The following is a 17,102-nucleotide window of genomic DNA, read 5'->3' as shown; positions in this document are numbered from 1 at the left end:
ATGACGTCGTGTGAGGGTTCGGGCACCCGAGCGCGGACGGCCCGCACGGCCGTCCCCCTGATACGGCCCCGCGGTGTGCCACCAGCCCCTGCCGTCCGCGGTCGAGGACCCCCACATGCGAGGAGCCTCGATGCAACGCAGAGTCACCGCAGGCAGGTTGCTGACCACGGCGACCACCCTGACCGTGCTGGCCGGCATGATCGCCGCCGCCGCGGGCCCGGCCACCGCCGCGCCCACCCCCTCTCCCTCCTCGGCGCCGCCGAGCGCCCTGGCCGCCGCCGTCAACGCCGCCGACGCGGCCGCGAACGCCGGGCTGGACGCGCTGGCCAAGGGCCCGGGCGAGACCTACGAGCGCAAGACCGTCACCCCCTGGCTCGGCGGCCTCTACTCCGTCTCCTACGAGCGCAGCTACCACGGCCTGCCGGTGGTCGGCGGCGACGCGGTCGTCCTCGCCGACTCCCAGGGCAAGGTCCGCGCCCTGCAGTCCGCCGCCACCGGCCCCGTCGGCGGCTCGACCACCCCGCAGGTCAGCGCGGCGGACGCGGAGAAGACCGCCCGGACGAAACTGGCCACCGTGGACTCGGTGGACTCCCCCCGCCTGGTCGTCCGGGTCAAGGACGGCACCGGCCGCCTGGCCTGGGAGACCGTCCTCAAGGGCCGCACCGCGTCGGCGCCCAGCACGCTGCACGTCTTCGTGGACGCGGCCACCGGCGAGGTGCTCGACAGCTACGACGACGTGCGCGCCGGAACGATCAACAGCAAGTGGAACGGCCCCGCCCCGGTCACCATCAGCACCACGAGCTCGGGCGGCTCGTACTCGCTGCGCGACCCGAACCGGCCCGGCCTGTCGTGTTCCGACTACAGCACCGGCCAGGTCTTCTCCAAGTCCAGCGACTCCTGGGGCAACGGCAGCCCGTCGACCAAGGAGACCGGCTGCGGCGACGCGATGTTCGCGGCCCAGAAGGAATGGGACATGCTCCGCGACTGGCTCGGTCGCAACGGGCACAACGGGAACGGCGGCAGCTGGCCGGTCAAGGTCGGCCTCAACGACGTCAACGCCTACTGGGACGGCAGCACGATATCCATCGGCCACAGCCAGGCCAACGAGTGGATCGCGGCGATCGACGTGGTCGGCCACGAGTTCGGCCACGGCATCGACCAGTACACCCCGGGCGGCGCCAACAACGAGTCCGGCCTGGGCGAGGCCACCGGCGACATCATGGGCGCGCTGACCGAGTCGTACGCCAACGAGCCCGCCCCGTACGACTCCCCGGACTACACCGTCGGCGAGATGATCAACCTGGTCGGCCAGGGGCCGATCCGCAACATGTACAACCCCTCGCTCGTCAACAACGACCCGAACTGCTACTCGGCGTCGATCCCGCAGACCGAGGAGCACGCGGCGGCCGGCCCGCTGAACCACTGGTTCTACCTGCTGGCCGAGGGCTCCAACCCGGGCGGCGGCAAGCCCACCAGCCCCACCTGCAACAACTCCTCCGTCACCGGCATCGGCATCAAGGACGCCGGCCGGGTCTTCTACGGCGGCATGCTCCTCAAGACCAGCGGCATGACCTACAAGCGCTACCGCACCGCCACCCTGACCGCCGCCAAGAGCCTCGACGCCACCTGCGCCTTCTTCAACCGCACCAAGGCCGCCTGGGACGCCGTCAGTGTCCCCGCCCAGAGCGGCGACCCGACCTGCACGCCGTCCGGCACCAGCGACTTCTCGCTGTCGCTCGGCCCGGCGTCCGGCTCCGTCCAGCCCGGCGCCTCGACCTCGTCGACGGTGAGCACCGCCGTCACCTCCGGCACCGCGCAGACCGTCGGCCTCACCGCCTCCGGCCTCCCGGCGGGCGTCACCGCGAGCTTCAACCCCTCGTCGGTGCAGGCCGGTTCCTCCTCCACCCTGACCCTGTCCGCCTCCGCGGCGGCCGTGGCCGGGACCTACCAGATCACCGTCACCGGCACCGCCGGCGCCACCACCCACACCGCCCAGTACGGCCTGACGGTCGGCGGCGGGGGCAACCCCGGCGGGCCCGCGCCCGACATCGACGTCGCCAAGGTCCAGGCCCACCTGTCCCAGCTGAACACCATCGCCAACCAGAACGGCGGCCACCGCCGGGCGGGCAGCGCCGGGCACAGCCAGTCGATCGCGTACATCAAGGCCAAGCTGCAGGCGGCCGGCTACAACGTCACCGAGCAGACCTGCACCTCCTGCAGCTACCAGTCCAACAACCTGATCGCCGACTGGCCCGGCGGCCCGTCCGACCAGGTCACCATGTTCGGCGCCCACCTGGACAGCGTCTCGGCCGGCCCCGGCATCAACGACAACGGCTCCGGCTCGGCCGTCCTGCTGGAGAACGCGCTCGTGCTCGCCCAGCAGAACCCCAGCCTGACCCGGCACGTCCGGTTCGGCTGGTGGACCGGTGAGGAGCAGGGCCTCCAGGGCTCGCAGTCCTACGTCGGCCAGCTGAGCTCCGCCCAGCGCTCCGCGATCAAGGCGTACTACAACTTCGACATGGTCGGCTCGCCCAACGCCGGCTACTTCATCAACAACATCAACTCCGCGGCGTCGGCCCCGATGAAGGCCTACTGGGACTCGCTGAACCTCAAGCCGGAGGAGAACGTCGAGGGCCAGGGCCGCTCGGACGACTACTCCTTCCAGCAGGCCGGCATCCCGACCTCGGGCTACGCGGCCGGCGCCGACGCCACCAAGACCTCGGCGCAGGCGGCCAAGTGGGGTGGCACGGCGGGCCGTTCCTACGACTCCTGCTACCACTCGTCCTGCGACACCACCAGCAACGTCGACGCGACGGTGCTGAACCGCAACGCCGACGGCGTGGCGTACACCATCTGGAAGACCTCGGTCGGCGGCACCGCGCCCGCCAACGACTTCTCCCTCTCGGTGAACCCGACCACCGCCACCGTCAAGCCCGGTGACACCACCACCGCGACGGTCGCCACCTCGACCACCTCCGGCTCGGCCCAGACGGTCAACCTGACCGCCTCGGGCGCCCCGGCCGGCGTGACCGTCTCCTTCAACCCGTCCTCGGTGCAGTCCGGCGGCTCGGCGACGCTCACCGTCGCCACCGCCGCCTCGACCGCCACCGGCACCTACACCATCACCCTGACCGGGACCGGCTCGGCCACCCACAGCACCAGCTTCTCCCTGGTGGTGGGCAACGACTCGCCGAACCCGGGTGGCACCTGGACGCCCGGCACCACCTACCAGGCGGGCGACGTGGTGACCTACAACGGGGTCAGCTACCGCTGCCTCCAGGGCCACACCGCCCAGGTCGGCTGGGAGCCGCCGATCGTCCCGGCGCTCTGGCAGGCCGTGTGACCGGGGCGCGCTGACGCCCGGTGAAGCCGCTGCGCCGCGGTCCGTCGAGGGGGACGGACCGCGGCGCAGCCGTGCGCGGGGCGGGGGTGCGCGGAGCCCGCGCGGCGGCCTCAGCCGGGGTGGAAGGCGACCCGGACGGTGGCGTCGAACGGGAGGATCAGCCCGTTGCCGGTCTCCCAGGTCCAGGTCCGCGGGACCAGGAACATCCGGCCGCCGGAGAGGGCCAGCAGCCGCAGCCCCTCGTAGCGGTAGCGGAAGCGCGCGCCCTGGTCCACGTCCGGCAGCGCCGTCTCCCGTACCCCGGGCCACCCCAGGTGGAGGCGTTCGGGGGTGTCCAGGACGACCGCCGGGCGCCGGTAGAGGTGGTGGGCGAGGTCCTCGGCGTCGGCCGTCCCCTTCTGCTGGGCGTAGTCGCCGACCGCCCAGTACGAGCAGAGCACGATGAGCGCCACGCTGACACCCAGCGCCGCCCGCTCCCCGGTCAGCGGGTACGGTGCGCCGGTGCCGCGCACGTACATCATCCGGGCCAGGACCGCGAGCAGCAGCGCGCCGCCGATCAGCAGCGGGGTGCCCAGCGGGCCGGCGTCGAACACCTCGAAGCCGGCCAGGAAACCGAGCAGCAGCAGTGGGACGACCAGTGCGGCGACCGCCCAACAGGCCCGGCGCACCGTCCGGGCGCCGGCCCCGCCCTTCCCGGCCGCCCTGGTCGCGAGGTGGTAGCCCAGCGCGCCGACCAGCGCCCCGCACAGGGCGACCCCGGCCGGGAGGTAGAGCGCGGGGGAACTGCGGATCAGCAGGTCCTGGGTGGCGAAGCCGATCGTGCCGGCGTCGATGCCGAAGAAGGCGTAGAGCGAACTGGTGTAGGCGTAGCCGAAGAAGAAGAGCAGTGCGGTGAGGAGGGTGGTCGGGGCGATCCAGGTGGCGAGCCTGGTGAGCCAGTCGGCCCAGGAGCGCGGCTGCGGCTGCCGCTGCCCGTCCGGGGGTTCCTCCTCGGCAGGTCTCAGGGGGTGCTCCCGGCGCCGCTGGACGGGCTCGACCCGTAACTCGGGGTCGCGCCGTTGCCGGTGGTCGCCCCGTCGTCGGGGCTGACGACGACCACCGAGCCCGCGGCCTCGATCCGCTTGGAGGAGTCGTCGGCCGTCACCGTGAGGCAGATGGTCCGGTCCTTGGTCCCGGGCTTCCACTGCGGGAGCCGGAAGTCGACCAGCTCGGTCTTGCCGTCGGTCACCCGCACCTGCTGCGAGGCGGGGGTGGCGTACGACGTGCTGCCGCACTCGGCGACCTTGCTGATCACGGCCGTGAAACTGGTCTTCGACGGGAAGGACAGGGTGATCCGGGCCCTGTTGTCGATGCCCTGGACGCTCGCCGAGGGCTCGCCGGCGGTTCGGAACCCGCCCTGGTCCCCCTCGTCCTTGGTCCGCTGGTCGTCCGGCAGGCCCGAGCCGCTGCTCTGGCCGTTCCGGGTGGCGCCGGCCGACCCGGATCCGCCACCGCCGCCGCAGGCCGCGAGGACCGGGACGAGCAGGGCGGCCGCCAGCCACCGGCCCGCGCCGGCAGGCCTTCCCGTTCGGATCCCGCCGCCTCCGAAGTGCCGGGTCCCGGGCATGCGTTCTCCCATCCGTGCGGCGTGCAGGGGCCGGTCGGCCCCGCCGCACCGTACCCGTGCGGGTACGGCCGATCGGGCCGCCGCGCCGCCTCCGGCCGGGTCGGCCAGCCGTTCGGCGCAGCCCGGACGGGCGGCGCGCTGGCATAGAGTCGGACCGCAACCGACGAACCGTCAGCAGAGCGGAAGGACACGACCTGTGAGCACCGAGACCCGTCCGGTACCGGAGCTGGCCGCGGAGGTCGTCGAGCGGTGGCGGGCCGAGGAGGCCGAGCTCGTCGACCTGCTGGCCCGGACCCAGCGCGGTGTCGGCGGCGTCGCCGCCTTCCGGCTCGGCCCGACACCGACCGTCCTGGTCACCGACCCTGCCGCCGTGCAGCACGTCCTGGGCCACCACCCGGACCGGTACGTCAAGCGCTCGCACCGCGCCCGGATGCTGGTCGGGGACGGCGTGCTGTCCGCCACCGGCGACCCCTGGAAGCGGCAACGGCGGGTGCTGCAGGCGCAGTTCACCGGCACCGGGATGCGCCGCTACGAGCGGCGGATCGCCGAGGCGGCGCGCCGCACCGCCGAGCGCTGGGAGGGCTACCGGCGCAACGGGGAGGCCTTCGACGTCGGCGAGGAGATGCGCGGCTTCGCCCTGGACACCGTCTGGCGGGCGCTCACCGGGCTGCCGCTGGACGACCGGACGGACCGTGAACTCCGCTCGGTGGAACGGGTGGTGGCCGCGATGCCGACCCTGCCGACCAACGCGGCGGACGCCCGGGACGCGGTCGCCGAGGACCTCGCCCGGATCGACGCGGTGGCACACGCGGCGATCGACGCGGCGCGCTCGGCCGGCCCGACCGAGGAGCCCGGCGTGCTCCGGGTGCTGCTCGACGCGGGCGAGCAGGACCCCGGGTACACCGACCGGTTGATCCGCGACGAGCTGGTCACCCTGCTCGTCGCCGGCCACGAGACCACGGCCACCACGCTCACCTGGCTCTTCCTGCTGCTCGACCGCCACCCCGAGGCCCGGAGGGCCGATCCGCAGGCGCTGGTGAGCGAGACGCTGCGGCTCTACCCCTCCGCCTGGCTGCTCCCCCGACACGCCGTCGAGGACGACGTCATCGCCGGGCACCGCATCGCCGCCGGGACGGACGTGCTGGTCTGCCCGTACCTCACCCACCGCGACCCGGCGCTCTGGCCGGACCCGGAACGCTTCGACCCCGCCCGCTTCGCCCACGGCGCGGACCGCCCCGGGCAGCTCGGTGCCTACTTCCCGTTCGGCCTCGGCGCCCGCGCCTGCCTGGGCACCCGGTTCGCGCTGCGCGAGACCACGGCACTGCTGGAACTCCTGCTGCCGATGGGGCCGTTGACGTTCCGCTCGCGGCCGACGGGGGCGGCGTACAGCATCACCGTACGGCCGGACGGGCCGACGCCGGCGGTGCTGGGCTGAGGCCTTCCTGCGGTGTGGCGCCGCCCGACCGCGGGTGCTCCGACCGCGGGCCGTCCGGCCGGGCGGGCAGGAAGCCGTCGGAGAGCTCCTCGCCGGCCAGGGCGGCGTCGACCCGGGCACTGATGTGGGCCCGGGTGGTCGGGCAGTCGAGCGGGCGGTCCCGACTGCACAGCAGCATGTGGGTGAGGACGGCCGCGGCGTGCTCCAGCCGGCGGGCGCGCTCGAGCATCCCGTCCCGCTGGGCGTGCAGCAGCGCCGTGCGGTCGGCCGCCCGCTCGCTGGCCAGGACGGCGGCGGTCCCGCTGACCGGGATCATCCCGTCCACGTGCCAGAGCTGGACCAGGGCGAGGCGCTCCAGCGACTCCCGGTCGTAGTAGCGGACCCGGCCGCGGCGGGCGGCGGGGGCGATCAGGCCGCACTCCTCGTAGTAGCGCAGGGCGGGCACCGAGAGGCCGAAGGCCGCCGAGACCTCGGTGATCGAGTGGAGCTCCGCCATCCGCCGCCGCCTCCTTCGGGGTTGCGCCCAGGCCGAGTTGGGCTCGGCCGGGTGCGCCGGGACCGGGTTGCGCTCAAGCACGCTTGAGCGAGAACGCTTAGGCAAGCCTAACCTCTCATCGAAGCGAAGGGCTTGCTCCCCATGCCACTCACCGACCCGACGGCCACCACCGCGTCGGCCACTGCGACCACCACCGCACCCGCACCCGCCCGCACCCCACGGGCCGCCGGGGCCCTGCTCGTCCTCGGTTTCGTCCTGCTAAGCCTCAACACCCGGGTCGCGTTCGGGCAGATCGGGCCGCTCGCGCCGGTCGCCGGCTGGGGCCCGGGCACCGTGACCCTGCTCGCGCTGCTGCCGCCGCTGTGCATGGGCCTGTTCGCCCCGCTCGGCGCCCTGGCCCGGCGGCGGCTCGGCGAGGAGCGCGGGCTGTTCTGGGCGAGCGTGCTGCTGCTGGCCGGGGCGGTGCTGCGGACGGCGGGCCTGCCCGGGCTGTACGCGGGCACGGTGCTGGTGGGCGTCGCGGTGGCGGTGGTGAACGTGCTGATCCCGGTGTTCGTCCGGGCCCGCTTCGCGCCCCGGCGGATCGGCACCATGACGGGCGTCTACGCGCTGTCCATGGGCGCCGGTTCGGCGGTCGTCGCCGCGCTGGTCGCGCCGGTCGCGGGCGCCTGGTCCTGGCAGGCCGCGATCGCGATCGCCGTCGTCCCGGCGGCCCTGGCGGCGGCCGGCCTGGCGCCGCAGCTGCGGGTCGCGCGGACGCCGGCCGGGCCCGTCGCACCGGCCGGGCGCCGCCGGGTCGGGCGGACGGCGCTCGCCTGGAGCCTGACGGCCTTCTTCGGCGTCCAGACCCTGGTCTTCTACGCGACGCTGGCCTGGCTGCCCACCGTCCTGGTCGACGCGGGCCTGAGCCGGACCACCGCCGGCACCGACCAGGCCGTGCTGATCCTCGGCCTCGCCGTCGGCGGCTTCCTCGCCCCGACCCTGGCCGCCGCCCGGAGCGACCAGCGGCCGCACATCCTGGGCGTGGCGGCCGTCTGCGTCCTCGGCCTGCTCGGCCTGGTGCTCGCCCCGGCCGGCGGGGCGCCGCTCTGGGCCGCCGTCCTGGGCATCGGCATGGGCGGCGGACAGGCGCTCGCCGCCGTCCTGTTCGCCCGTCGGGGCACCGACCCGGACCACGTCGCCGCGCTCTCCACCATGGCCCAGACCTGGGGCTACCTGCTCGCCGCCACCGGCCCCGCGCTCGCCTCCGCGCTCCACACCGCGAGCGGGTCCTGGGCGGCGCCGCTGCTCGCGATGGCCGGCCTGGTGGCCGTCGGCTGCGTCCTCGGGCTGCGGGCGGGCCGCGCTGTCACAAAGCCGCGCCGCGATCCGTCGGACCGGTGAGCGGGTGGCCGCACGGTCCACCCGGTCGAGCGGTCACCCGCTCATCCGCTCATCCGCGAGAAGAGGAACACCACGATGAACGCCCGTCCGATCACCGCCGAGGTCCCGCTGCGCCCGCGCATGGCCCAGGACCCGGTGCAGCTCGTCCCCGAGCTCGCCGAGGTCTCGGCCGCACTGTTCAAGGCCACCGGCAACCGGTCCGTCCCCCGCAGCACCATCAGCCTGGTCCAGCTGCGGGCCGGCCAGATCGCCGGCAGCACCTACCTGACCGTCCTGCACACCGGCTTCCTGCGCAGGGCCGGCGAGTCGGAGGAGCGGATCGCCTCGGTGGCCGGCTGGCCGGACTCCCCCTGGTTCACCGCCCCGGAGCGCGCCGCGCTCGCCCTGGTCGAGGCCGTCCTCCAGCCCAACCCGCACGGCGAGCGGGTGTCGGACGCGCTGTACGCCGAGGTCGCCGGGCACTACGACGACACGGCGCTGACCACGCTCATGCTCGCCATCGGCCAGGTCAACTTCTTCACCGCCATCGCCCTGGTCGCCAAGCCCGTCCCCGGCCGGTCCTTCACCGACCCCTGGGCCTGAGCGACCCCTACGGCCCGCCCGGCCGATCGCCGGGCGGGCCGTCCCGCTGTCGACCGATCACCCGTCCCGGCATAGGCTGGTCCGCGCCCGAACGGACCTTCGTCCGGTCATCGGGCCGGCGGGCCGACATGCCGGAGGGGGCGTGCCCGCCACCACGGAGGATCGCAGGGGGGACGGAAGCATGTTCGAGGAGCACAGGGACAACCGGCACGACGGGCACGCCGGGCACGGCGGGCGCGAGCAGCACGGCCGACTCGCCGACGTCGAGATCGAGTACGACCAGTACGACGATCTGGACGACCTCGACGGGCACGACGGGCATGACGGGCACGACGACGGGGCCCCGCGCAGCTCGACCACGCGCCGGGTCGTGATGGTCGCCGCCGGCGGGGTGTTCGCCGCCCTGCTGGCGGTCGGCGGCTACGGCGCCTACAACGTGCTGAACGCCGTGACGGACAACGGCCCGGCCGGTAGCGGCCACCAGGGCGCCGGCACCGTGGCGAAGGCCCCGCAGGAGCCGCCGACCGCCGAGCAGGCCGAGTCGGCGGCCAAGGAGTTCCTGGCGGCCTGGAGCCGCGGCGACATCCCGGCCGCCGCCGGCCTGACGGACCGGCCGGAGACCGCCCGCGCCGCACTGGCCACGTTCCACGAGCAGGTGGGCGCCCGCTCGCTCGCCCTGACCGGGACGGGCCCCGCGAAGGCCGAAGGCCCGAGCGAGCCGGCCCTCGGCTTCCGGGTGAAGGCGGAGTTCGAGGGCACCCCGGACGCCTGGGAGTACGACAGCGTGCTGAGCGTCCTCCGGTCCCAGGACGGGCGGCCCGTGGTGCGCTGGAAGCCGTCCGTGATCCACCCCCAGCTCACCCCGGGCCGGACCATCGGGGTGCAGGAGACGCCCAACCCGGTGTCCAAGCCCACCGACCGCAAGGGCCGGCCACTCGACACCTTCCCGTCGCTGCGCGCCGTCCTCCCCCAGATCGCCCCGCCGGACGGCGCGGCCGCCACCACCGGACGGGCCGTGGTGCTCTCGGGCGGCGGCGAGGCGGAGCGGCTGTTCGTGCTGACGCCGCCGAGCGCCCCGGTGGTCAAGCTGACCCTGGACGCCGACCTCCAGCAGGTGGCCGAGGACGCCGTCAAGCAGCAGGCGGCGAACGGCAATCCGGCCTCGCTGGTGGCCGTCCAGCCGAGCACCGGCCACATCCTGGCGATCGCCAACGCCCCGCAGGGCGGCTTCAACCGCGCGCTCGCGGGCGGCCAGGCGCCCGGCTCGACGATGAAGGTGATCACCTCGGCCGCGCTGCTGGAGGCGGGCGTGCGCCCGGACACCGTGGTGCCGTGCAAGGAGACCACCTACTCCCCGCGCGCCTGGCACAACGACGAGAGCGGCGACTTCCCGTCCTACACGCTCGCGGACGACTTCTCCCGCTCCTGCAACACCGGCTTCATCGACAAGGGCCTGGAGAAGCTCCAGCCCGGCACCCTCGGCACGGTGGCCCGCGACCAGTTCGGCCTCGGCCTGGAGTGGCACATCGGCGTCCCGAGCCGGGACGCCACCATCCCGACGCCCGGGAACAAGGACGAGGCCGCGGCCGCGTACATCGGCCAGGGCCGGATCCAGGTCAACTCGCTGGTGATGGCCTCGGTCGCCGCCACCGTGCAGAACGGGACGTTCCGCCAGCCCGTGCTGCGCGAGGACGCCAAGCGCGTGACGGCGCCGAGCAGGCTCCCCGCCGACGTCGCCCGGGACCTGCGCGCCATGATGGCCAAGACCGCCACCCAGGGCACCGCCCGTACCCCGATGGCCAGCCTGTCCGGCCAGATCGGCGCCAAGACCGGCACCGTCGAGGCCGGCAGTCAGGCCACCAACAGCTGGTTCATCGCCTACCGCGGCGACCTCGCCGTCGCCGCCGAGGTCGAAGGCGGCGGGCACGGCTTCAGCGCGGCGGGCGTGGCCGCGGCCCAGGTGCTGAAGGCGGGCGGCGGAAAGGGCTGAGGCCCGGTCCGGCGCGCACCGCCCGCGCGCCGCTACCGCACCGCCCGCGCACCGCTACCGCACCGCACCGCACCGCCCCGTCCCGCCCGCGGACGCGCCTCGGCGCGTGCGCGGGCGGGGTGTCACAGAGCGGGCAGCGGGGCGTTCAGGCGGGAGCGGGACCTCAGGCGGGGCCCTCGCCGTGGATCAGGCGGAGGTTCGGCATACCGGGGAACGGCGGGGTGTGCTCCGCCTCCCGCTCGGCGTTCAGGTCGGCCAGCATCCGGACGCCCCTCGCCCGGAACTCGGCCTTGCGCTCCTCGTCGGCCTCCTCCTCGCCCGGGTAGAGGACGATGTGGACGGCCCCCTCCTCGCCGTCCCAGGTGTAGCTGCGGTACGGCGGGATCTCGATCCCGTCGATCGTCTCGATCCCGTCGACGATCTCGTATCCGTCGATCGTCATGATCTCGTCGGTCTTCTCGGGTCCGTCGGCCTTCTCGGGTTCGTCCGTCGCTTCGGGCTCGTCCCTCATGGGGAACCTCCGGTGGTTGTCCTCGGCTGGTCTGCCGCCGTGGACAACGATTCAGGAGCAAGAAGGGCCCGGTGACTCACCGTAGTTCCTCCCTTCCGGTACGAACGCCCCCGTCCGGCAGGGGTGTTCAGCTGCCCGTGATGCGGAAGACCGGGTAGCCGGGGGCGACCCGGAGCAGGTCCTCGGCCGGGGCGTCCGGGCCGATCCCCTCGAAGAACGGGGCGACCTGCCAGTTCCAGCGGCGCAGGTAGGCGCGGAGCACCTCGGGCTTGTCGGCGTCCGGGAGTTCGGTGGCACCGAAGGCCTCGGTGCGGCGGCCGACCCGGAGTTCGCCGGTGCCGGCCGCCCGGAGGTTGCGGACCCACTGGGTGTGGCCGCGCGGTGCGACCAGGTAGCGCTCGCCCTCGTGGGTGAGGATGTTGACGGGGGTGGTGCGCCACTCGCCGCTCGTGCGGCCGCGGACGGCCAGCACCCGGGAGCCCCAGAGGCTGACCCCGGCCTTGGCGAAGGCGGCGACCATGCCGTTGAGCAGCTTGCCGGCGGCGATGCCCAGGCGGGTGGTGGGCGCCTGGAGGCGGGTGGTGGAGCTGGGCAGGTGCTCGGCGCGGGACATCGCGACTCCTCGGTTCCGTGAATACCGCTTCTCTTCGAGAGCACTGCTCTCGCTTCGGCGCCTTCAGTATGGCACCGGCGGATGAAAGAAACAAGAGCAGTGCTCTCGCTTGTGTGCGGCGCTCCGAAATGTGGCAGTCTGTCCCCATGCCAGCGATCCGGACCGCCCGCGAACGGGCCCGCGAGGAACTCACCCGCGAGATCAAGCAGGAGGCCCGCCGCCAACTCGCCTCGGTGGGCGCCCAGCAGCTGTCGCTGCGCGCCGTCGCCCGCGAGCTGGGCATGGCCTCCTCCGCGCTGTACCGCTACTTCGCCAGCCGCGACGAGCTGCTGACCGCGCTGATCATCGACGCCTACAACGAACTCGGCGCGGCCGCGGAGGGCGCCCTCGCCGCCGCCGGGGCGGCCGCGCCGCGCGAGCGCTGGCGGGCGCTGTGGACGGCCACCCGAGACTGGGCCCGGGCCAACCCGCACGAGTTCTCGCTGCTCTACGGCACCCCGGTGCCGGGCTACGCGGCGCCCCGCACCACCGTCCAACCCGCCACCCGGCTGCCGTTCGCCCTGATCGGCGTGGTCCGCGACGCCAGGCTCCGGCCCACCCAGCCCGTCCCGCCGCCGCGCGGCGCGCTGGCCGGGCAACTGACCAGGATCGTCACGGAGTTCGGCCTCGACCTGCCGCCGCACGTCCTCGCCCGGACCATCGGCGCCTGGGTGCAGCTGGTCGGCCTGATCGGCTTCGAGCTCCACGGCCAGCTGGTCGGCTCGTTGGACCCCGCGGACGACTTCTTCGCCTGGACCACCGAGCAGACCGCCGACGCGATAGGGCTCTGACCCGGGCCCCGCGAAGCGGCGCGGCCGGGCGGCCCGACCGGACGCGGCTCAGCAGGCCCGATCAGCAGGCCCGATCAGCGGGCCCGATCAGCGGGCCGGCTCAACCGGTCGGCCGCACCCGGCCCGCGCGGGTCTCCAGGTACCGGCGCTCCGCGAGGCTCGCGGTGGCCCGGGCGGCGCGCCGGTAGTGCTCGTACGCCCCCGCCGTGTCGCCGGTCCGCTCCAGCAGGTGCGCCCGGACGGAGAGCAGCCGGTGGTGGCCGGCCATCCGGGCGTCCGCGTCCAGCGCGGCGAGGAGCGCCAGGCCGGCCTCCGGGCCCTCGGTCTCGGCGAGGGCGATCGCCCGGTTGAGGGTGACCATCGGGTTGGGTGCGATCCGTTCCAGGATCAGGTACAGGGCGTGCACCTGCCGCCAGTCGGTGTCCTCGGCGCGGGCCGCGTCGGCATGGGTGGCGGCGATCGCGGCCTGGAGCCGGTACGGGCCGAGCTCCGGCCCGGCCAGCGCCGCCTTGACCAGGGCCGTTCCCTCCCCGATCAGGTCGCGGTCCCACCGGGTGCGGTCCTGTTCGGCCAGCGGGACCAGGTCGCCGGTGGCCGTCGTCCGGGTCGCGCGGCGGGCGTGGGTCAGCAGCATCAGCGCCAGCAGCCCGGCGACCTCGCCGTCCTCGGGCAGCTGCGCGCGCACCGCCCGGGTCAGCCGGATCGCCTCGCGGGCGAGGTCGAGGCGGTGCAACTCGCCGCCGGAGGTGGCGGTGTAGCCCTCGTTGAAGATCAGGTAGAGCACGTGCAGGACCACCCGCAGCCGCTCCTCGCGCTCCTCCGCCGACAGCGCCCGCCCGGGCTGCTCGAACGAGCCGCCGGCGGCCCTGATCCGCTGCTTGGCCCGGCTGATCCGGGCCGCCATCGTCGCCTCCGGCACCAGGAACGCGCGGGCGATCTCGGCCGTGGTCAGTCCGCCGACCGCCCGCAGCGTCAGGGCGGTCCGGGACGCCGCGGTCAGCGCCGGGTGGCAGCACAGGAACAGCAGGAGCAACGTGTCGTCGGTGTCCGGCACCTCCTCCGGGACCACCTCGGCGGCCGCCGTCGCCCACTCCCGCTCGCGCCGCGCGCGGTCGCCGCGCAGCTGGTCGATCAGCCGCCGCGAGGCGACCGTCACCAGCCAGCCGCGCGGGTTGTCCGGCACCCCCTCGGACGGCCACTGCACGGTGGCGGCGAGGACGGCCTCCTGCACCGCGTCCTCGCACCCCTCGAAGCGGCCGTACCGTCGTACCAACGCGCCGAGGACCTGCGGCGTGAGCCCACGCAGCAGGTCCTCGAAGTCCGGTTCCGTCATGCCTCCAAGTGTCCGTCGGAGAACATCACCTGCCGCACCTCGACGCCCAGCCCCTCGATCGCGGCGTCCGGGATGCGGCCGGCCAGTTCGACCGCGCGCTCCTTGTCCTCGCAGTCGACCAGGTAGAAGCCGCCCAGGAACTCCTTGGCCTCCAGGAACGGTCCGTCGGTCACCACCGGCTGCCCGTTGCGGACGGTCACCACGGCGGCCTGCGACGGATCGACCAGCGCCTGGGTGAGGACCAGCTCGCCGGACTCCCTGAGCTCCTCGATGAACCGGCCGTGCCCGGCGCCGATCGCCCCCTTCTCCTCGTCGGTCAGCGCGTCCAGCACGGCCGGGTTCAGGTGCAGGCTGATCAGGAACTTCATCTCGTCCTCCTCGGGTTCGCGGGCCCCGGCGGGGCCGCCCTCGACCGGTGGTCGGAGCGGGCGACGCCGTCTTGACGTCCCCCGGCGGACAAATCTCCCACGAATCCCCTCGCACCTCCCGCGCCCCACGGCTCACCGGCCGCTCACGGGCGGCGGGCGCAGCCGGACGGCCGCCGGGGGGCCAACTTCCGTACGGCAGCCGTCCACTCAACGTGCCGCCGGTCCTTGATAGCGTCGGCCGTGACGCCGCGTCACCAAGGCGTCGCACCACCGACGAAACGAGAGAGCGTCTCACATGGCCCCCAGGACGATCCGCCGAGCCGTCATCCCCGCCGCCGGGCTCGGCTCCCGCCTCCTGCCGCTGACCAAGGCCACGCCGAAGGAGATGCTGCCGGTCGGCGACAAGCCGGTGATCGAGCACACCGTGCGCGAGCTGGTCGAGAGCGGCATCACCGACATCACCATCGTCGTGAACGGCGACAAGGGGCTGATCCAGGAGCACTTCCGCCCCAATCCCGTCCTGGTCGAGCAGCTGCGCCGGGACGGCAAGGAGGCCTTCGCGGCGGCGGTCGAGGAGGTCGGCGAGCTGTCCCGCAAGGGTCACATCAGCTACCTCTACCAGCACGGCCCGTACGGCAACGGCACCCCGGTGCTCAACGCCGCCCGCCACTTCGGGGACGAGCCCTGCCTGGTGCTCTGGCCCGACGACGTCTTCGTGGCGGAGGTCCCCCGCGCGCAGCAGCTGATCAGGGCGTACGAGCAGACCAACGCGCCGGTGCTCGCGCTGATGCCGATGGCGCCCGAGGACTCCTACCGGTACGGCGTGCCGGTGGTGAAGGAGGACCTCGGCGGCGGCTCGCTGCGGATCAGCGGCCTGGTCGAGAAGCCGAAGCCGGCCGACGCGCCCTCCTCGTACGCGGCGATCGGCGGCTACGTCATCACCCCGGGCATCGTCGACGAGCTGCGCGAACTGACCCTCCGCTGGCACGAGAAGCCCGAGGACGAGGTCTACCTGACCGACGCCATCAACGCCTACGCGGCCCGGCGCGCGGTCTACGGGCAGGTCATCGCCGGCACCTGGTACGACACCGGCAACCCCGCCGCCTACCTGCGCGCCCAGTTCGCGGCCGCGCTCGCCAACCCGGAGTACGGGCCCGAGCTGCGCCGGCTCGCCGCGGAGCTCTCCCCCGCCTTGTAGGACGTCCCGCCCGGACGGCCCGTGGCGGGACGGGCCGTGGCGGGACGGGCCGTCGGAACGGCGACGCAGGCGGCCGGTCGGCTGGTCGGTCGGCCGAGGCGCGGTCGGTCAGTACGCGGGCAGGTCGAAGTCGAGGGCCGCCCGGAAGGCCTCCTCCAGCTCCGGACCGGGCCCTTCGAGGTTCGCGATGCTGTCGACCCGGGCCCGCCGGTCGCCGGTCAGTTCGAGGATCGCCTGGTTGGCGGCCACGTGGTCGCGCAGCCGCCGCTCGTAGGCGGGGTAGGCCGCGCGGTGGTCGCCGTCGGCCGCGTGCAGCTCGCCCGCCAGGACGTAGGCGGCGGTCAGGGCCACGCTGGTGCCCTGACCGGTGAACGGGGAGCAGCAGTAGCCCGCGTCGCCGAGCAGCACGACCCGGTCCTTGGACCAGCGCTCCATCCGGATCTGGGCGACGACGTCGTAGTGGAAGGCGTCGGTCTCCTCCAGCGCCCGGAGGAAGCGCGGCACCTCCCAGCGCGCGTGGGCGGAGCGCTCGGCCACCAGCCGCCGCTGCCGGGCGGGGTCGCGCGGGAGCATCCGGTCGAGCGGCTCCTCGGTGTCGAGGCCGACGAAGACCCGCAGTTCGCTGTTGTCGCGGACGGTCATCGCCATGCAGAACCAGTTCTGGTCGTCGCCGAGCCGGTGGACGACCTCCCAGCGGTCCAGGCCCAGGTGGTTGGGCACGCTCCAGCCGGCGAGGTAGGTGCCGATGGGGTGCAGGTAGTGCGCTTCGGGGCCGAAGACGAGGCGGCGGGTGTTCGAGTGCAAGCCGTCGGCGCCGACCACCAGGTCGAAGGCCTGCTCGGTGCCGCCGCGGAACCGGACCTCGACGCCCTCCCGGTGCTGCACCAGGGTGTCGATCGAGTCGCCGAAGCGGTACTCGACGCCGGGCCCGGCGGTTCCGGTGCCCCCGACGCCCGCGTCCGCCGAGGCGATCAGCCCGGCGAGTTCGTCGCGCAGGATCTCCACGTCCGGGCCGTCGACGGGCCCGCCGGTGGCCGTCCACTCGGTGGTGCGGCGCAGCTCGCGGCCGTCCGCGTCGACCACGGACATCCCGCGCAGGCCGGTTCGACGGGCCCGGATCTCCTCCAGCAGCCCCATCCGCTCGACCACCGTCAGGGCGGTGCCGCGGACGTCCACGGCCTGCCCGCCGCCGCGCAGCGAGGGGGCCCGCTCCACGACGGTGACCCGGAAGCCGTACCGGTTCAGCCAGTACGCGAGGGCGGTGCCGGCGATCCCGGCGCCGGAGACCAGAACGGAGGTGGTGCGCGGGCCGGAGCCCGGCCAAGTGCTGTTCGACATGGTGTTCCTCCCATGGATTGCTCTGCCTCAACACCACTGTGCGGCCTGCCACTTGCAGGACGCGGACACCGCGCTG

14 protein-coding genes are annotated in these 17,102 nt (G+C 74.1%); 7 read left to right on the top strand and 7 right to left on the bottom strand.

Translation table 11 applies throughout. The features are described from left to right. Positions 1-130: 130 nt before the first annotated feature. Positions 131-3,343, top strand: coding sequence for a M28 family peptidase (locus ACWDD9_RS25180; protein WP_449812709.1), 3,213 nt, complete (start codon positions 131-133; stop codon positions 3,341-3,343). Positions 3,344-3,453: 110 nt separating this feature from the next. Here the strand turns inward: ACWDD9_RS25180 and ACWDD9_RS25175 are convergent, their stop codons facing one another. Then, positions 3,454-4,527 (bottom strand): hypothetical protein, encoded by a 1,074-nt coding sequence (locus tag ACWDD9_RS25175; RefSeq protein WP_449812708.1) that lies wholly within the window; start codon positions 4,525-4,527, stop codon positions 3,454-3,456. A gap of 618 nt (positions 4,528-5,145) precedes the next feature. Here ACWDD9_RS25175 and ACWDD9_RS25170 point away from each other — a divergent pair. Beyond that, positions 5,146-6,384, top strand: a complete 1,239-nt coding sequence (locus ACWDD9_RS25170; protein WP_449812707.1) for a cytochrome P450 — start codon at positions 5,146-5,148, stop codon at positions 6,382-6,384. On the opposite strand, the gene ACWDD9_RS25165 is transcribed toward ACWDD9_RS25170, so the two are convergent. Further along, positions 6,341-6,880 carry a MerR family transcriptional regulator gene (locus ACWDD9_RS25165; protein ID WP_449812706.1) on the bottom strand — a complete coding sequence of 180 codons (540 nt, stop codon included), beginning with the start codon at positions 6,878-6,880 and terminating at the stop codon, positions 6,341-6,343. The two genes, ACWDD9_RS25170 and ACWDD9_RS25165, sit on opposite strands and share 44 nt — an antisense overlap. Positions 6,881-7,021: 141 nt before the next feature. Here ACWDD9_RS25165 and ACWDD9_RS25160 point away from each other — a divergent pair, with 141 nt between their 5' ends. The 3 genes from ACWDD9_RS25160 (at position 7,022) to ACWDD9_RS25150 (ending at position 10,835) form a co-directional block, all read left to right on the top strand. Beyond that, on the top strand, positions 7,022-8,263 hold the full coding sequence (locus ACWDD9_RS25160) for an MFS transporter (protein ID WP_449812705.1): 1,242 nt from the start codon (positions 7,022-7,024) through the stop codon (positions 8,261-8,263). Positions 8,264-8,338: 75 nt separating this feature from the next. Then, a complete protein-coding gene (locus tag ACWDD9_RS25155) occupies positions 8,339-8,845 on the top strand; it encodes a carboxymuconolactone decarboxylase family protein (RefSeq protein ID WP_117486856.1) in 507 nt (168 codons plus the stop codon). A gap of 181 nt (positions 8,846-9,026) precedes the next feature. Then, the gene (locus ACWDD9_RS25150) at positions 9,027-10,835 is read left to right on the top strand and encodes a penicillin-binding transpeptidase domain-containing protein (protein WP_449812704.1); all 1,809 of its coding nucleotides are present in this window, start codon (positions 9,027-9,029) and stop codon (positions 10,833-10,835) included. A gap of 163 nt (positions 10,836-10,998) precedes the next feature. Here the strand turns inward: ACWDD9_RS25150 and ACWDD9_RS25145 are convergent, their stop codons facing one another. Then, positions 10,999-11,346, bottom strand: a complete 348-nt coding sequence (locus tag ACWDD9_RS25145) for a hypothetical protein (RefSeq protein WP_117486858.1) — start codon at positions 11,344-11,346, stop codon at positions 10,999-11,001. A 127-nt stretch (positions 11,347-11,473) separates the two neighbouring features. Next, on the bottom strand, positions 11,474-11,959 hold the full coding sequence (locus tag ACWDD9_RS25140; RefSeq protein ID WP_380779624.1) for a nitroreductase family deazaflavin-dependent oxidoreductase: 486 nt from the start codon (positions 11,957-11,959) through the stop codon (positions 11,474-11,476). Between the two features lie 146 nt (positions 11,960-12,105). Here ACWDD9_RS25140 and ACWDD9_RS25135 point away from each other — a divergent pair, with 146 nt between their 5' ends. Continuing rightward, on the top strand, positions 12,106-12,789 hold the full coding sequence (locus ACWDD9_RS25135) for a TetR/AcrR family transcriptional regulator (RefSeq protein ID WP_375877559.1): 684 nt from the start codon (positions 12,106-12,108) through the stop codon (positions 12,787-12,789). Positions 12,790-12,889: 100 nt separating this feature from the next. Here ACWDD9_RS25135 and ACWDD9_RS25130 read toward each other — a convergent pair whose 3' ends face one another. Next, on the bottom strand, positions 12,890-14,122 hold the full coding sequence (locus tag ACWDD9_RS25130) for an RNA polymerase sigma factor (RefSeq protein ID WP_449812703.1): 1,233 nt from the start codon (positions 14,120-14,122) through the stop codon (positions 12,890-12,892). Further along, positions 14,119-14,490: a YciI family protein gene (locus ACWDD9_RS25125; protein ID WP_049651409.1), complete on the bottom strand. Its 372-nt coding sequence runs from the start codon at positions 14,488-14,490 to the stop codon at positions 14,119-14,121. The genes ACWDD9_RS25130 and ACWDD9_RS25125 overlap by 4 nt, the downstream gene beginning before the upstream one ends. 295 nt (positions 14,491-14,785) lie before the next feature. Here ACWDD9_RS25125 and ACWDD9_RS25120 point away from each other — a divergent pair, with 295 nt between their 5' ends. Beyond that, complete coding sequence (locus ACWDD9_RS25120) at positions 14,786-15,688, top strand: UTP--glucose-1-phosphate uridylyltransferase (RefSeq protein ID WP_049651410.1); 903 nt, start codon at positions 14,786-14,788, stop codon at positions 15,686-15,688. A 108-nt stretch (positions 15,689-15,796) separates the two neighbouring features. Here the strand turns inward: ACWDD9_RS25120 and ACWDD9_RS25115 are convergent, their stop codons facing one another. Then, the gene (locus ACWDD9_RS25115) at positions 15,797-17,026 is read right to left on the bottom strand and encodes an FAD-dependent monooxygenase (RefSeq protein WP_449812702.1); all 1,230 of its coding nucleotides are present in this window, start codon (positions 17,024-17,026) and stop codon (positions 15,797-15,799) included. Positions 17,027-17,102 lie beyond the last annotated feature (76 nt).

Source organism: Kitasatospora sp. NPDC001119 (genome assembly GCF_053598475.1).
This window is presented reverse-complemented; position numbering and strand designations above follow the sequence as displayed.

What these genes read in the sequence shown, in the direction of transcription:
- ACWDD9_RS25180 (WP_449812709.1), top strand. Translation starts at nt 131, where the DNA reads ATGCAACGCAGAGTCACCGCAGGCAGGTTGCTGACCACGGCGACCACC.
- ACWDD9_RS25165 (WP_449812706.1), bottom strand. Translation starts at nt 6,880, where the DNA reads ATGGCGGAGCTCCACTCGATCACCGAGGTCTCGGCGGCCTTCGGCCTC.
- ACWDD9_RS25160 (WP_449812705.1), top strand. Translation starts at nt 7,022, where the DNA reads ATGCCACTCACCGACCCGACGGCCACCACCGCGTCGGCCACTGCGACC.
- ACWDD9_RS25155 (WP_117486856.1), top strand. Translation starts at nt 8,339, where the DNA reads ATGAACGCCCGTCCGATCACCGCCGAGGTCCCGCTGCGCCCGCGCATG.
- ACWDD9_RS25150 (WP_449812704.1), top strand. Translation starts at nt 9,027, where the DNA reads ATGTTCGAGGAGCACAGGGACAACCGGCACGACGGGCACGCCGGGCAC.
- ACWDD9_RS25145 (WP_117486858.1), bottom strand. Translation starts at nt 11,346, where the DNA reads ATGAGGGACGAGCCCGAAGCGACGGACGAACCCGAGAAGGCCGACGGA.
- ACWDD9_RS25140 (WP_380779624.1), bottom strand. Translation starts at nt 11,959, where the DNA reads ATGTCCCGCGCCGAGCACCTGCCCAGCTCCACCACCCGCCTCCAGGCG.
- ACWDD9_RS25135 (WP_375877559.1), top strand. Translation starts at nt 12,106, where the DNA reads ATGCCAGCGATCCGGACCGCCCGCGAACGGGCCCGCGAGGAACTCACC.
- ACWDD9_RS25130 (WP_449812703.1), bottom strand. Translation starts at nt 14,122, where the DNA reads ATGACGGAACCGGACTTCGAGGACCTGCTGCGTGGGCTCACGCCGCAG.
- ACWDD9_RS25125 (WP_049651409.1), bottom strand. Translation starts at nt 14,490, where the DNA reads ATGAAGTTCCTGATCAGCCTGCACCTGAACCCGGCCGTGCTGGACGCG.
- ACWDD9_RS25120 (WP_049651410.1), top strand. Translation starts at nt 14,786, where the DNA reads ATGGCCCCCAGGACGATCCGCCGAGCCGTCATCCCCGCCGCCGGGCTC.
- ACWDD9_RS25115 (WP_449812702.1), bottom strand. Translation starts at nt 17,026, where the DNA reads ATGTCGAACAGCACTTGGCCGGGCTCCGGCCCGCGCACCACCTCCGTT.